The 13,762-nt window shown below is 65.6% G+C and carries 10 protein-coding genes; 5 read left to right on the top strand and 5 right to left on the bottom strand.

The window, feature by feature from the left end:
- Nucleotides 1-65 precede the first annotated feature (65 nt).
- The 3 genes from MUN46_RS10715 to MUN46_RS10725 all read left to right on the top strand — a co-directional run bounded on the left by MUN46_RS10715 (nucleotide 66) and on the right by MUN46_RS10725 (nucleotide 2,980).
- Nucleotides 66-1,739 (top strand): carbon starvation CstA family protein, encoded by a 1,674-nt coding sequence (locus MUN46_RS10715; protein ID WP_243375923.1) that lies wholly within the window; start codon nucleotides 66-68, stop codon nucleotides 1,737-1,739.
- Nucleotides 1,740-2,194: 455 nt separating this feature from the next.
- Nucleotides 2,195-2,560, top strand: coding sequence for a phosphonate C-P lyase system protein PhnH (locus tag MUN46_RS10720; RefSeq protein ID WP_285230634.1), 366 nt, complete (start codon nucleotides 2,195-2,197; stop codon nucleotides 2,558-2,560).
- Between the two features lie 39 nt (nucleotides 2,561-2,599).
- Nucleotides 2,600-2,980: a hypothetical protein gene (locus MUN46_RS10725; protein ID WP_243375925.1), complete on the top strand. Its 381-nt coding sequence runs from the start codon at nucleotides 2,600-2,602 to the stop codon at nucleotides 2,978-2,980.
- Between the two features lie 372 nt (nucleotides 2,981-3,352).
- On the opposite strand, the gene MUN46_RS10730 is transcribed toward MUN46_RS10725, so the two are convergent.
- The 5 genes from MUN46_RS10730 to MUN46_RS10750 form a co-directional block, all read right to left on the bottom strand.
- The gene (locus MUN46_RS10730) at nucleotides 3,353-4,585 is read right to left on the bottom strand and encodes a DUF401 family protein (RefSeq protein ID WP_243375926.1); all 1,233 of its coding nucleotides are present in this window, start codon (nucleotides 4,583-4,585) and stop codon (nucleotides 3,353-3,355) included.
- Nucleotides 4,586-4,603: 18 nt separating this feature from the next.
- Nucleotides 4,604-5,482, bottom strand: a complete 879-nt coding sequence (locus tag MUN46_RS10735; protein WP_243375927.1) for an ADP-ribosylglycohydrolase family protein — start codon at nucleotides 5,480-5,482, stop codon at nucleotides 4,604-4,606.
- A 134-nt stretch (nucleotides 5,483-5,616) separates the two neighbouring features.
- Nucleotides 5,617-6,567: a hypothetical protein gene (locus MUN46_RS10740; RefSeq protein WP_243375928.1), complete on the bottom strand. Its 951-nt coding sequence runs from the start codon at nucleotides 6,565-6,567 to the stop codon at nucleotides 5,617-5,619.
- Nucleotides 6,568-6,926: 359 nt separating this feature from the next.
- Nucleotides 6,927-8,198: a M20/M25/M40 family metallo-hydrolase gene (locus MUN46_RS10745; RefSeq protein WP_243375929.1), complete on the bottom strand. Its 1,272-nt coding sequence runs from the start codon at nucleotides 8,196-8,198 to the stop codon at nucleotides 6,927-6,929.
- Between the two features lie 58 nt (nucleotides 8,199-8,256).
- A complete protein-coding gene (locus MUN46_RS10750; RefSeq protein WP_243375930.1) occupies nucleotides 8,257-9,180 on the bottom strand; it encodes a hypothetical protein in 924 nt (307 codons plus the stop codon).
- Nucleotides 9,181-9,650: 470 nt separating this feature from the next.
- Between MUN46_RS10750 and MUN46_RS10755 the strand changes: the two genes are divergently transcribed.
- A complete protein-coding gene (locus MUN46_RS10755; protein ID WP_243375931.1) occupies nucleotides 9,651-10,745 on the top strand; it encodes a porin in 1,095 nt (364 codons plus the stop codon).
- A 433-nt stretch (nucleotides 10,746-11,178) separates the two neighbouring features.
- Nucleotides 11,179-13,719 (top strand): ribonucleoside-diphosphate reductase subunit alpha, encoded by a 2,541-nt coding sequence (locus tag MUN46_RS10760; RefSeq protein WP_243375932.1) that lies wholly within the window; start codon nucleotides 11,179-11,181, stop codon nucleotides 13,717-13,719.
- Nucleotides 13,720-13,762 lie beyond the last annotated feature (43 nt).

Raw genomic sequence — 13,762 nt, forward strand, 5'->3', positions numbered from 1 at the left:
TAAGGGGGAGAAGAGCTCCCACGGTTTTACAAGACTTCAAACACTTTTCTTAGAGAGATAACACAATGAACGGCGTAACCGTCATGCTGATCGCCTTTGCGGCGCTCGGCTTCGGGTATTTCGTATACTCGAAATGGCTGGAGAAAGTCTGGGGCATCGACCCCAAGGCCCTCACCCCGGCCGTAAGAAACAAGGGCGGGGACTTCGCCCCGGCCTCCAAGTGGACCGTCGCGGCCCATCAGTTCACCTCGATCACGGGCGCGGGCCCGGTGACCGGTCCGATCATCGCGGCAATGTTCGGCTGGCTGCCGGCGCTGCTGTGGATGCTGGTGGGCTGCGTCTTCTTCGGCGCGGTCCACGACTTCGGTGCGCTCTACGCCTCGGTCAAGAACAACGGCAAGTCGATCGGCTCGGTGATCGAGGACTACGTGGGACACACCGGCAAGCAGCTCTTCCTGCTTTTCTGCTGGCTGTTCTCGCTGCTCGTGCTCGCGGCGTTCTGCGACATGGTGGCCGCGACCTTCAATGGCTTTTCCAAGACCGGCGCTCCGCTCATGCCCAACGCCGCCGCGGCCTCGATCTCCATGATCTACATGGTGGGCGCGATCATCTTCGGCCTTTTCATGAAGTACGTGAAGCCCTCATCCGGACTGCAGTTCGTGGTGGGCGTCGCGCTCATGGTCGTGATGGTGGCCCTCGGCATCGAGTTCCCGATCTACGCCTCGGCTGACACCTGGCGCTACGTGACCTTCGTCTACCTCTTCGCGGCCGCGGTCTGCCCGATGTGGATTCTGAAGCAGCCGCGCGACTACCTGTCGTCCTTCCTGCTGCTCGGCATGATCCTCTGCGGCGTGCTCGGCGTCTTCGTGAAGAATCCGACTCTCAACATGCCGGCCGTCACGGGCTTCACCGTGCACAACCTGGACCTCTTCCCGATCCTCTTTGTGACGATCGCCTGCGGCGCGGTCTCGGGCTTCCACTCGCTCGTTTCCTCGGGCACTTCCTCCAAGATGATCAGCAGCGAGCGCGACATGCGCTTCGTGGGCTACGGCTCGATGTGCTGCGAGACGGTGCTCGGCGTGGTCGCCCTCATCGTGGTGTGCGCCGCCGCGAGCAACGGCCACCTGCCCGCCGGCACTCCCTTCCAGACCTTCTCAGGCTCCGTCGCGGGCTTCCTTGAGCAGATCTTCGGTGTGCCCAACGACATCGCCGCCTGCATCCTGACGATGTGCGTGTCCGCCCTCGCCCTCACCACGGTCGACGCCGTGGCCCGCATCGGCCGCATGTCGATGCAGGAGTTCTTCACCCCCGCCCCGGGCAAGGAAAAGACCCTCGTGCAGAAAATCGGCACGAACGTCGTTTTCTCCACCGTGACGACCCTGGTGGGCGGCTTCCTGCTCTGCCTCGCGGGCTACATGTCCGTCTGGCCGCTCTTTGGCTCGGCCAACCAGCTGCTCTCCGCGCTGGTGCTCACCGGTCTTGCCGTGTTCCTCAAGGCGACCGGCCGCAAGGGCTGGATGCTCTACATCCCGATGACCTTCATGTTCATCGTCACGATGACTGCGCTTTTCGAGGCGGTGTTCCGCATCTTCGGCCAGATTGCGAACGGCACCTTCGTGTTCATGGTGGGCGGTCTGCAGCTCATCGTCGCCGCGGCGCTGATCGTGCTCGCGTTCCTCGTGGTCTATCACTGCGTGGGCAAGCTGCGCGAGCCTGCGCCGGCGACGGCGAAGAACTGACCCGGGGCGTCCCGCCCGGCAAGGGGCGGGACAGCTCTCCTTTTCACTCCCAAGCCCCGGTGCGTCCGGGGAGGGGAGGATCCCAGGCGGAGCCTCGCGCTCCGCTTTTTTTTGGCTTCGGGAACCTTCTGGAGAAAGCGGGCCCGCACGGGGCGCGGGCCGCCTTCAGGGATCCGCCGTGAGCCGGATCCTTTTCCCCGCGATCGGCTCGAGCAGCGCTTCGAGGCCGAAACGGCGGCTACCAGGGTGGACTTTCAGAGCGTGTCCGGGATCCGCCATGACTGAGCGGACGGTTCTTCGCGGAGCCGCGCTTTCCGAGCAACGGGCCTTCCGCTGCCTGCTGCTCGCCCTTTCCTATCCGGAAAGGCCGGCTGCGGCCCCGCCGACGAGTTTTTCCTTGGCTCCTGCTTGCTCGCGCTCTCGGGCGGCCTGGGGCTCGTCTGCCTAATGGGGGAGTGCGACGCGTCCCTGCGGGGCCCCTGGGGCTGCTCCGGAGCGCGCAGGCTCAGGAGGCCGACGTGGTTCTCGCGCCTGCGAGGTTCGGCCCGGTCGTGCGGACCCTCAAGCGCGGCACGGAGCTCGATCCGGACCTTTCGGTCCGGCTCGTGCTGCTTAACGGCGGCTGCGCCCCGGGCGAAGAGGTGCGGCTCACGGGTCCGGGCGTGCGCGGCAGCCTGGCCGTGTCGGTCCCGGGGGCGGACCGCGCGTTCTGGGAGGCCCGCGGGGAGGCCATCCTCTGCGTGTCTCACGAAAGAAATCCTTCGGACATTCCGTTCGACCGGATTGTCCGTCTGGGTCCAGCGCCGGTTTCCGCCTGCTGATTCCGCGCTTTTCTTTTTAACTTTATGGAGTTTTAACTCATGAACCGCATCACAGTGACTGAAAAAGGGCAAAGCCTCATCTTCACGTTCGAGGACATCCTCAAGTACTTCGGCTCGGGAAAGATCTCGGGCTGCGTCGTCGGGGTGAGCCACGGGCTCATCTCCATGCAGCTCGCCTTTCCGATGCTCGACGCGGGCCGCCCCCTCGAGCGGCGCGAGGTGAGCGTCCGCACGGCCTTCCCCGGCGCGGGAGCCCGCGACGCGCTTGAGATGGTGACGCGCTGCTTTACCGACGGCCTCGTCGTGGTCGACAAGAACATGCCGGAGGCGAAGGACGCGGTCGAGAGCCCCGGGGGACGCTACTACTTTGAGTACAGCTACCGCGGCCGCACGATCGCCTGCAGCGTGAAGCCGGGCTGAGTGAAGCCGGAATTCATCGCCCTCGCCCGGCTGAAGAACCGCACCCCGGAGCAGGAGTCGGCGCTGGACTTTCGATGAATTTCCTCTGTCCCTGATGCTGACAGGCCCGGGGGCGCTCGGTGATCAGCGTACAGATGTTTGATGATCTGCGTTATGAATTTGTTCCGGTGATTGCGGCAGTTTCCCTGGGCCGATATGGCCATTGCCGCCGTGGTCATGCTGATAATCGAAAAATCAATTGGCCTGAAGGCAGTTTAGGGCGGGAAGAGAAAATCATAAATAGTGAATGCCGCCTTACGGCAGCAAAGGATGAGACTGACGGGACGGTTAAAGCGGTAAAGCACGGCGCGCCGAACTTTGAATCCCGCTCAATCACCAAAGGAGTTGCAGCAGGCAGGCTCCCGCGATGTAGCAGAGCAGGTACAGCGCGCTGCAGCGGGCAAGCAGCGGCAGCGTCTTCAGGTAGTCCGCCCTGAAGTAGTCGAGCGTCACCGTAAGGCACATGTGCGTGGGCGTGAGCATGATGCCCGCAAGCCCGCAGGAGAGGATCACGCCGGCGAGCTCGAGGCTGCCCTGCGGGACGAGGGCGGCGGCCAGCGGCATCACGATTCCAACGTAGCCCGGGGTCATGCCTACGACCGCCCCGAGCACGAAGGCCGCGGCGCCAAGCAGCACCGGCGCGGGCATCGGCGCGGAGAGGATCGCGGCCGCAAGCTGCTCGAGCGCTCCGGACTCGCCCGCGAGTTCCACGAACAGAAGTATGGCGAAGGTGTTGAGAAACAGAGGCCACTCGAAGGTGTTCTTCAGGATTGAGCGCAGGTCGACGGGCTTGCCGAAAGCAAGGAGAACGGGGATCATGCCTCCGGCAACAAGGCCGATCGAGCGCCCCGCGCCCAGGTTCGTCGCGAACATCAGCACAAAGCTCGCAGCGATGGGGAGCACAGCGAGAAACACCTCCCTGGCGGCTTCGAGCCCGGAGCCGGACGGGGCCCCGGAGGACCGCGCCCGGGCCTTGACCGAGCGCAGCAGCACGAGCCATCCGGCCGCCGCAAAGACCGCCCCGGTCCACAGCAGGCTCGCGATCAGCTCTCCAATGTCCACCCGGGCGATGGAGGCGGCGAGAATGACGCCCGGGGCGATCGGCCTCAGGTTTTCAAAGATGTGCCGGAACCAGAAGTTCACGGCGGACTTCTGCTCGGCCGAGAGGCCCAGCCCCTGCGAGGCCTCATCGACGATGGGGGCGGAAAACCGCGCTCCGCCCACCGAGGGGAGGAGCCCGAGGAAGGCCGGCATCAGAAAAAGAGTCGCCTTGGGCGAGTGGAAGGTTTTCTCCAGTGCCGCGACCATGCCCCGGATCGACTGCGCGCCTTTTAATTCAGACTCGATCGCCATGACGGCAAGAAGCGCGCCCATCAGGTCCCAGGTGCGCGGCGAGAGCGCCGTCTTTTCAAGCGAGGCGGCGAGTACCCCTGGGTCCCTCGACGTGAAGGCCCAGATGAGAAGCCCGCCCGAGAGCGTGGCGGCTCCGACCGGGACCTTCCTGCGGATGAGCCAGACGATGAGCAGGACGGCAAGTCCCATCACCAGCGCGATGCTTCCGCTCATGGCTGCGGCCTCCCTTTGTCAGGTCTGGGCGGCCGCGGGGGCGTCTTTTTCCCGGGCGGGGGCTGAAAGGCCTCCGGGCTTTGTCGCCGCGGCGCGGTCGAGGATCGAAAGCAGAGGCTGCGGGAGCCTGCTGCGGGCCGCTTCGCGGACCGGCCCGGGCACGCCCCAGTAGGCCTCGGCGAGGCTCCCCGCGATGGCGGCCTGGGTGTCGGTGTCCCCGCCGAAGGAGATCGCGCGCCGCAGCGCATCCTCGAAGCTGTCCGAAGAGAGAAAGCTCATGAAGGCGATGGGCAGTGTGTCCATGCAGGTGACGGAGGGCCGGGCCGAGGCCCTGAAGGCCTCGAAGGATCCGGAAAGATCGTAGCCGTAGCGCCCGGTGATATAGGAGCGGATGTCCTCAGCCGAAGCGCCGGTTCTCGCAAGGAAAATGCCCGAGGCCGCGGCGCAGGCTCCGCGGATGCCCTCCGGGTGGTTATGGGTCACGGCGGCGGCGATCTCCGCGAAGCGCTCAGTCTGCGGCAGACTGTCGAAAAACCAGCCAGCGGGGGAGACCCGCATCGCCGAGCCGTTGCCAAAGCTGTTGTAGGGCCGGGGGTCCTCGGAGCGCAGCCACAGCTTGAAGCGCACGCCGTAACCCGCATTCGGGTAGAGGAGCGCGAGACGGCGGATCGAGGCGATGAGCGCGGAGGGCGTCTTCTGCGGATCGCCTCCGCCTTCGATCAGGCCTTCGGCCACGGCGAGCGTGAGCACCGTGTCATCGGTGAAGCGAGAGGCGGGTGCAAAAAGTGGCCCGGCGTACGAGTTGATCGTCCGGGGAGCGCGGCAGTGCTCGTAGGGGCTGCCCGCGATGTCGCCCGCGATCGCGCCGTACAGGAAGCCATGGCTGAAGTCTTTCATAAGAGCGCTCTCCAGAAAGGAGCCGGTCCCTTTTGACGCGGGCGGATAGCCGCGGCGGAGCGGCCCGCCGCGTCCGGGGAAACAGGGGCGTCCGAAAAAGAAGGATAGCACCGCCCGGACGGCCCCGAAGCCTTTCAGCGGCGCAGCGCCTCCTCGGCCCAGAGCGCGCGCCGGGCGGCCTCTTCGGGCAGCCCATCCAGATCCCCGAGGAGGGGCTTCAGGCGGCTGGGGATGAAGCGGCGGAAGACAAGGGCGCTGCCCCCCGGCGAATACCAGGCTCCCGCCTGCGTGAAGGGGGCGGCAGCATCCATTGCAAGGCGGTTCAGGTCAAGGGCCGCCTGCCAGGCGAGGGCTTCGGAGGGCTGCCTCGCGGGCAGCTGCAGCTCGATGGCAAGCCCGGGCCCCAGGGCCGCGTGGCGAGAGGCCCGAAGCGTGAGCCGCGTTCCCGCTCCCCCGGGGCCGGAGAGCTTCCCCTCGAGCCCGGAATCTGTGACGGAGGGCTCCTTCAGGGCGGCGGCCCAGTCCGAGGCCCACCGCCTGAAATCCCCGGCGTTCCAGGCCGGCTCGGAGGCGTCCGCGCTCCCGCGGCCGGTGAGGGAGGCGACAAAGCCCGTGAAGAGCGCCTTCGGGGCTTCGAGCGCTGCTTCCTTCACGGCTGCCCCTGCTGCCTCGCTCCAGCGCCCGATCCGAATGCGGCTGCCGACCCGCAGCTCGCCGCTGCCCGCGCAGTAGAGCGCGCCGCAGGAAGCGAAGGCGTTGATCGCGTTTTCGGTGCGCGGGTTGAAGGGGAAGCGCTTCCTCACGAGGGAGGGGACGCCCGAGGTGACGACGAGGTCCGAGGCTTCGGCCTGTCCGGGGCCGGTCTTCGCGGCGCGCGCCGTGAGGAGGACTTCGCTCGAGGGCGTGACAAGCTTCAGGCTCGCCTCGTCCTCGTAGGAGGCAAAGACTCCGGGCTCGTCAATGAACAGCAGCGCGACGCGCGCGAGCGACAGCCCGCAGGCCTCGTGCGCCCCGCTCTGGAGATCCTCGGCGAGCTGCTCGGCCGTGAGCCCGCGCTCTCTCTTTTTAAAAAGCCAGTCCAGCATGGCATCCTCAAGGAAAAAGCGGAGGGCGCAGCTCCTGAGGCTTGCGCCCGTGTGGGGTGAGCATAGCCCAAAAGAGAGCGCCCTGCGCCTTCTGCCGCCCTTACGTCAGGATATATGGAGCTGCCTAAAAAATAGGCATACTGGGTTAGCCCTTAGAAACAATGGGGATTTTTGTCGCGAAACCCGCTCTTATTCACAGATTCTGTGGAAATGTGGCCCCAAGGTTACAGCAAAATTTTGTAATGCAGGAAAAATGGCAGCGCCCGCCGCTCGCAAGGGAGCTCTTGTCGCCTGCGGCGGCGCCGGGAGGGCCTGGGGAGCGGGGGCGGACAAGCCCCCCTTTTCTGTGGAAGCGTCGGTCAGACCCTGAGGTCGAGCGGGGCGAGCTCTCCCTCGACTCCGGCCAGCGCGAGCAGGAGCAGCAGAGAACGCTGTTCGCACACCCACACTCCCCGCGGGTCGAACCATTCGGCGAGCGTGTGCGTGCCGAACTCCTCGCCGCCCCGCGAGAGCGTGACGGCGGGAATGCCGCAGGCAATTGCGATGTTGCCGTTCGTGCAGCCGCCGGGCAGAAGCCGGGGCTGGACGCCCGCGGCGAGCGAGGCCGCCCTGGCGGCCTGCACGATGCGCGAGGACTCGGGCTGGGAGCCGGCCGGGATGTCGAGGATTTTCCTGCACGACATCCTGATCCGGCCGGGAGTTTCCCAGCGGGCGTTTTCCTCATCGGCTCCGGCCTGAAAGAGCTCCTGCATCCTCTGGTTCAGCCGCTCGAGGACCGTGGCGCTGTTTGAGCGGGCGTTCACCTTGAAGGAGGCGCGGGAGGCGATGCCGTGAATCGCCTGGCCGCCTTCGATCAGCGTGACCGAAAGCACGGTCTTAGGTTCGGCAGGGAGCTCCAGGTCCGCGAGCTTTGCGGCCGCCCGGGCCGCGGCGTGCACGGCGCTCGGCTCTCCCCAGGCTGTCCAGACATGGCCGCCCGGGCCCTCGTAGTCGACCTGCCAGTCGACCATCCCGGTCGCGTTGGCGTAGAAGGTACCGCGGCTGCCGCCGTCGATCGAGATCGAGGCGAGCAGCTTCGTGCGCGCGGGCAGGTCCTCGCCGAGCAGCCGCTTCATGCCGTCCATCGCGCCCAGGCCTTCCTCGCACACGGTCCCGGCGAACACGAGGTCGTGGTGGGGGCGGATCCCGCAGGCGCGCAGCGCCTTGAGCACCGCGAGGTTCGCGGCGAGAGCGCGCGTGTCGTCGCAGATGCCCGGGCAGTGGATCCGGCCTTCGGCGTCCACGAAGAGGCCCTTCACGTCGCCAAAGGAAAAGACCGTGTCGAGGTGCCCCTCGAGAAGCACCGAAGAGCCGGTGCGGCCCCCGCCGCGCACAAAGCCGAAGACGTTGCCGCTCGGAGCAGTCTCGACCTCTTCAAGCCCCGCGCCGCGGAGCAGCTCCGCGTACCGGGCGGCCTTCTTCTGCTCGTGGCGCGAGGGCGCCTCGATGAGCGCGAGTTCCTTTTGCACTTCGATCGTTTCGGGGAGCCTTTCGCGCACGAGCCGCAGGGCCTCCTTCACGGCGGGCAGGGTCTTGAGCGCCTCAAAGGCGCGGGCGACCTCCGGGCCGACAGCTGTTTTTTCTTCGTTCACGGTTTTCTCCTTTGTGGAAAAAAGACTGCGCCGCCGCGGGTCCGGGCCGCGCGCTCTTTCAGCGCACAAGCTGGCAGCGCGCCGAGAGCCCGAGCGCGGTCGCGATTTCAATCCTTTCCGAAGCGGAGTAGACGTAGTCGCGGGACTTCACCCGGGAGGCGGCCTGGCGCACGAAGGGCGCGGCGAGCGTCTCCGGCCCTTCCTTCAGGAAGTCGGCGTAGGCCTCGAGATAGTGCTCGCGCTTTGCGCCGCTGCGGGCGATCTCAGGGTCGTGGGTGAAGTAGGTGAGGGCGGCCGCGTAGAGCTGGCGGATCTCGTAGGCGTAGGGAAAGTTGGGGTAGGCCTTGAGGAAGGCGTCGGAGCCCAGGAGAAACCGCCCGAGCCTCTGCGGTGCGGGGCCTTCCTTTTTCGAATTGACCGACGGGATCTTGCCCGCGGCCTCGTCCATCAGCGCGAAGTATGCGGCCCAGCCGCGCGGCAGCGAGGGCAGGAGGCGGAAGAAGCCGTAGTTTGGCGTGAGCTCGAAGTCCGGGATCTCGTTTTCCCGCGAGGCGCGGGAAAAGCCGTTGAAGGCGAGTTCCTGCTCGATCGCCCGCCCGGCGACCGACCCGTCGAAGATCTGCTTTTCCTTGTAGCGCGAGGCCACCTTGTTGTTGAAGCTCACGATGTTGTTGAGGTAGAGCCGGTAGAACTTCTCGAAGGACGGGTTGTTCGCGTAGAGGGACTCGGTCGCCTTCGCCTGCTTGATGAGCTCGGTGTGGAAGGTTTTCTGCGCGTGCGAGATCTCAATGGAGTCGTCCTTGAGGTTGATGAAGGAGCGCGCGGAAAAAGGGTTGGGCTCCGTCTGGACGGATTTGGGCCCGAGCGTCGTGCGCCCCCAGTTGAGGACCCGCTCGATCATGTCGCCTACCGAGGCGGCCTGCGCTGTCGCGGAGAGCGCAAGAAGCAGGGACGCGCATAGGGCGAGAGCTGTGTTCTTCATGCCGTGTGTCTTTGAAGCCGAAGCGGAAAGTGTGGAAAAAAGAAAGACCGTCAGGCGATTATTGTAAGAAGGCGCATGAAAACAGTTCCCCTTAATTTGTTTCAAAGTAATTAACGGGCGGGGTTCGCGCGGGACGGGGAAAAGCCGCGCATCGCGCCGCGGCCGGTCCGGGCCCGGCTCTTTGCCTGAAAATGCTTAAGTTCTATCCATAAAGAATTACTCCCGCAGGAAAGCTGGCTCCTCTGCGCTCTGCGGCGGGCCTGCCCCTGGAATTAACTTTTTCGCTTATTAAAGAGTGACATTTAAATCTTCCGGGCTTTATCAGAAACAATTTTGATTAAAAAAGGGACAGACTCTTTCGTTTTCCCTCATTGCCTAATCCTATGGATATATGGATATTCGCTCCTTCCGGGGGAACAATTGTGGAGGGTTTTCGTTTTCACCACATTCAAAGAGAGAAAAGGGCAGTCATGAAAAAAACACTCATTGCAGCGGCGTTTCTGGGAGCTTTCGCCGCATCGGCCTTCGCGGCCCCGTCGGTCACCCTGTACGGCCGCATCGACACCGGGCTGCTTTACCAGCACGTGAACCCGGACGCCCCGGGCAAGGACTCGGTCGACACCGTGTCGATGGAGTCGGGCTGGAACACCGGCTCGCGCTGGGGGCTTAAGGGCGGGGAGGACATCGGGAACGTCCGCGTGGGCTTCGTGCTCGAGTCGGGCTTCGCCTCCGACGCCGGCACGAGCAGCCAGGGCGGCCGCCTCTTCGGGCGCCAGGCCACGGTGGAAGTCTCGGGGGCCTGCGGAACGCTCTACGCGGGGCGCCTGGGCTCGATCAATTCCGATATCGGCTCGATCGGCCTTCTGGGAAGCGTCTCCCCTCTGGGCTCGTCCTTCACCGGGCTCGGCACCCACAACTCCACTGGGCACCTCTGGACGCGCTACGACAACACGCTCGCCTACGTGAGCCCTTCCATCGCCGGCTTCAAGGCTGAGGCGATGTACTCCTTCAAGGGCAACACGAAGGACACGTACGGCGTCGAAGGCAAGTCGAGCGCCGACCGCTACGCCGCCGCGGGCCTCAGCTACAACAACGGCGCCCTCGACCTCGTGCTCACCGGCGACTACACGATGTGGGGCAACGCCGAGCACCCGGGCCTTGACGACGGCTGGAGCGTCGTGCTGGGCGGCAACTACAACTTCGGCTTCCTCACCGCCTACGCGAAGGCCACCTACTTCGACAACCAGCTGGTCGCGGACGACTCCGACCTGAACTTCTTCGGCCTCATCTCGACCCCGGTGAAGGGCTGGGGCGTGTCGGCAAGCGTCAAGGTCCCGGTCTGCGGCGGCAGCGCCATGGCCGAAGTCGGCTACCGCGACGCGAAGAACGTCGACGACTCGAGCGACAAGTTCCACCGCCTCTACGCGACCGTGGGCTACAGCTACTCCTTCAGCAAGAGGACCAGCGTCTACGTGACGGGCGGCTACACCCAGGAAAAGGCGAAGAAGCTTGACCGGACGCCGAACGCGGCCCTCGTGGGCGGCGGCCTCGTGCACAAGTTCTAAAAAACAAGGCTTCAAGTGACCCGCGGGCCGGCCGGAGGGGTTTCCAGCCGGCCCGCGCGGCGTTTTTTCCTTTCCGCTTTTCTTTCCGCTTCAGGCATCCCGCGTATTGGGGGCGCGGCCCTGGCAGCGGCGCTTTCCTTTTTCCCCTCTTTCCGCCCCCGAAGCCCCGCGCGGCCTCGCTCCGGGCCTCAGGCCCCGAGGCTTTTTTCTCTTCGCCTGAGCGCCGTCAAGGCGGGTTTTCTCCAAGGCGTAGGAAGGGCTGCGCCATGATAAAGTCACTACATTTTGTTGCTCAGACAATTTTATAAACTATTGATTGCGGTTCAGGCTTCATCCGGTCCCGCTGCGGCCGAGGCCGCGGCGGGCGGCCCCCGCGGCCTTTTGAAGCCGGTCCGCCCGACGGGCGCACGCGCCCCTGGACAGGAAAACGAAGATGGAAAAAAAACCGTCCTTTACGATTCGCAAGCGAAACGGCAGCGCCGAGCCTTTCCTCGGGGAAAAGATCGCGCTCGCCCTTGAGAAATGCTTCCGGGCGGCCGGCACCGCGCCGAAGCCCGGGGACGCCGCCGCGATTGTGAGCGCCGTGCGCGGGCAGCTTGAGGCCCATGAAGAGATGCGCGAGGTGGAGCGCATCCAGGACCTCGTCGAGCGGCAGCTGATGCAGCGGGGCTATTTCGACGAGGCGAAGCGCTACATCCTCTACCGCGAGGAGCGCTCCGGCGAGAGAAGGCTCGTGAAGGAGCTCTCGGAGCTTACCGGGGGCGCCTCTTCCGAGTCCGTGTGGAAGGGCATCGCCCGGGACTTTCCGCAGCCCCTTTATTCGCTTGAGGTGCTCAGGCGCAAGGCGGCCGGGATGGAAAAGGAAGGCCTCGGGAGCCGGGGGCGGCTCGCGGCCTTCATCGCCGCGGCCGAGGAGCTCACCACCGCGGAGGCTCCGCTCTGGGAGATGATCGCCGCTCGCCTTCTCGACTTCGAACTGCGGTGCGGCGTCCGGGAGGCCGAGGAGCGGGCGGGCGTCACGGACTTTTACTCGAAGCTTGCCTGGCTCGTCTCCGAGGGGCTCTACGGGGGCTATATCCTCGAGCATTATTCGCGCGAGGAGATCGCCCGGGCCGCCTCCTTCATCGACGACGGCCGCGACCGGCTCTTCAGCTACCCGGCCCTGAGCCTGCTGTCCAAGCGCTACCTCATCCGCCCGCACGACGGGTCGCAGCCCGTCGAGACGCCCCAGGAGATGTTCCTCGGGATCGCGCTGCACCTCGCGATGAAGGAAAAGAAGGAGCGGCTCGGCTGGGTGAAGCGCTTCTACGACATGATGAGCAGGCTGCAGGTGACGATGGCCACCCCCACCCTCGCCAACGCGCGAAAGCCCGCGCACCAGCTCTCCAGCTGCTTCATCGACACGGTGCCGGATTCGCTCGAGGGGATCTACCGCTGCGTCTCCAATTTCGCCCAGGTGAGCAAGTGGGGCGGCGGCATGGGGCTTTACTTCGGAAAGGTGCGGGCCGCGGGAGGCCGCATCCGGGGCTTTGACGGGGCGGCCGGCGGCATCGTGCGCTGGCTGAAGCTCGTGAACGACACGGCCGTGGCCGTGGACCAGCTCGGGGTGAGGCAGGGGGCCGCCGCGGTCTACCTGGATGTCTGGCACCGCGACCTTCCCGAGTTCCTGCAGATCCGGACCAACAACGGCGACGACCGCATGAAGGCGCACGACATCTTCCCGGCGGTGTGCTTCCCGGACCTCTTCTGGCGGCGGGCGAAAGAGGACCTGGGGCAGCCCTGGGCGATGTTCTGCCCCGACGAGGTCTGGCGGGCGAAGGGCTGGCACCTCGAGGACTTCTACGGCGAGGAGTGGGAGAAGCGCTACCTCGAGTGCGTCGCGGACCGGAGGATCTCGCGGCGCGTGATGACGATCCGCGACATCGTGCGGCTCATCATCAAGTCCGCCGTGGAGACCGGCACGCCCTTCATCTTCAACCGCGACACGGTGAACCGCGCGAACCCGAATCCGCACAAGGGCATGATCTACTGCTCGAACCTCTGCACCGAGATCGCCCAGAACATGAGCGCGATCGGCGAGGCGAAGACCGAAGTGCGGACCGTGGACGGCCAGACCGTGGTCACCTCCAGCGTGACGCCGGGGGACTTCGTCGTGTGCAACCTCGCCAGCCTCGTGCTCGGGCGCATTCCGCTCGAGGATCCCGCGGCCGTGAAGGAGATCGTGGCCGCGGCGGTGCGCGCGCTCGACAACGTGATCGACCTCAACCGCTATCCGCTGCCGTACGCGGAAATCACGAGCCGGCGCTACCGGGGCATTGGGCTTGGCGTGAGCGGCTGGCATCACGCGCTCGCCCTGCGCGGCATCCCCTGGGAGAGCGACAGGCACCTCAGGTTTGCCGACGAGGTCTTCGAGCGGATCGCGCAGGCCGCTGTCGAGGCGAGCAGCGACCTCGCCGCGGAGCGCGGCTCCTACGCCGAATTTCCGGGCAGCGACTGGCAGAGCGGGGCCTACTTCGACAAGCGCGGCTACGTCTCCGGGGCCTGGAAGGCCCTCCGGGAGAAGGTGCGGGTCCAGGGCATGCGAAACGGCTGGCTCATGGCGGTCGCCCCGACCAGCAGCACCGGGATCATCGCGGGCACCACCTCCGGGGTCGACCCCGTCATGAAGCGCTTCTTCCTCGAGGAAAAGAAGGGCTCGATGCTGCCGCGGGTCGCCCCCGGGCTTTCCAACAGGACCTGGTGGATGTACAAGAGCGCGTATCTGATCGACCAGAAGTGGAGCATCCGCGCGGCCGGGATCCGGCAGCGCCACGTCGACCAGGCGCAGAGCGTGAACCTCTACATCACCAACGAGTTCACGATGAGGCAGGTCCTCGCCCTCTACATCCAGGCCTGGGAGGAGGGCGTGAAGACGCTCTACTACGTGAGGAGCAAGTCCCTCGAGGTCGAAGAGTGCGAAAGCTGCGCCTCGTAAGGGACCCCCTTTGCCCCTCTCAACATTCACCGACAGGAAACCA

This window comes from Mesosutterella faecium, from assembly GCF_022809315.2.
GTDB classification, from domain to species: domain Bacteria; phylum Pseudomonadota; class Gammaproteobacteria; order Burkholderiales; family Burkholderiaceae_F; genus Mesosutterella; species Mesosutterella faecium.

Coding starts and splice junctions, on each gene's coding strand:
- MUN46_RS10715 (WP_243375923.1), top strand. CDS start 66: ATGAACGGCGTAACCGTCATGCTGATCGCCTTTGCGGCGCTCGGCTTC.
- MUN46_RS10725 (WP_243375925.1), top strand. CDS start 2,600: ATGAACCGCATCACAGTGACTGAAAAAGGGCAAAGCCTCATCTTCACG.
- MUN46_RS10730 (WP_243375926.1), bottom strand. CDS start 4,585: ATGAGCGGAAGCATCGCGCTGGTGATGGGACTTGCCGTCCTGCTCATC.
- MUN46_RS10735 (WP_243375927.1), bottom strand. CDS start 5,482: ATGAAAGACTTCAGCCATGGCTTCCTGTACGGCGCGATCGCGGGCGAC.
- MUN46_RS10740 (WP_243375928.1), bottom strand. CDS start 6,567: ATGCTGGACTGGCTTTTTAAAAAGAGAGAGCGCGGGCTCACGGCCGAG.
- MUN46_RS10750 (WP_243375930.1), bottom strand. CDS start 9,180: ATGAAGAACACAGCTCTCGCCCTATGCGCGTCCCTGCTTCTTGCGCTC.
- MUN46_RS10755 (WP_243375931.1), top strand. CDS start 9,651: ATGAAAAAAACACTCATTGCAGCGGCGTTTCTGGGAGCTTTCGCCGCA.
- MUN46_RS10760 (WP_243375932.1), top strand. CDS start 11,179: ATGGAAAAAAAACCGTCCTTTACGATTCGCAAGCGAAACGGCAGCGCC.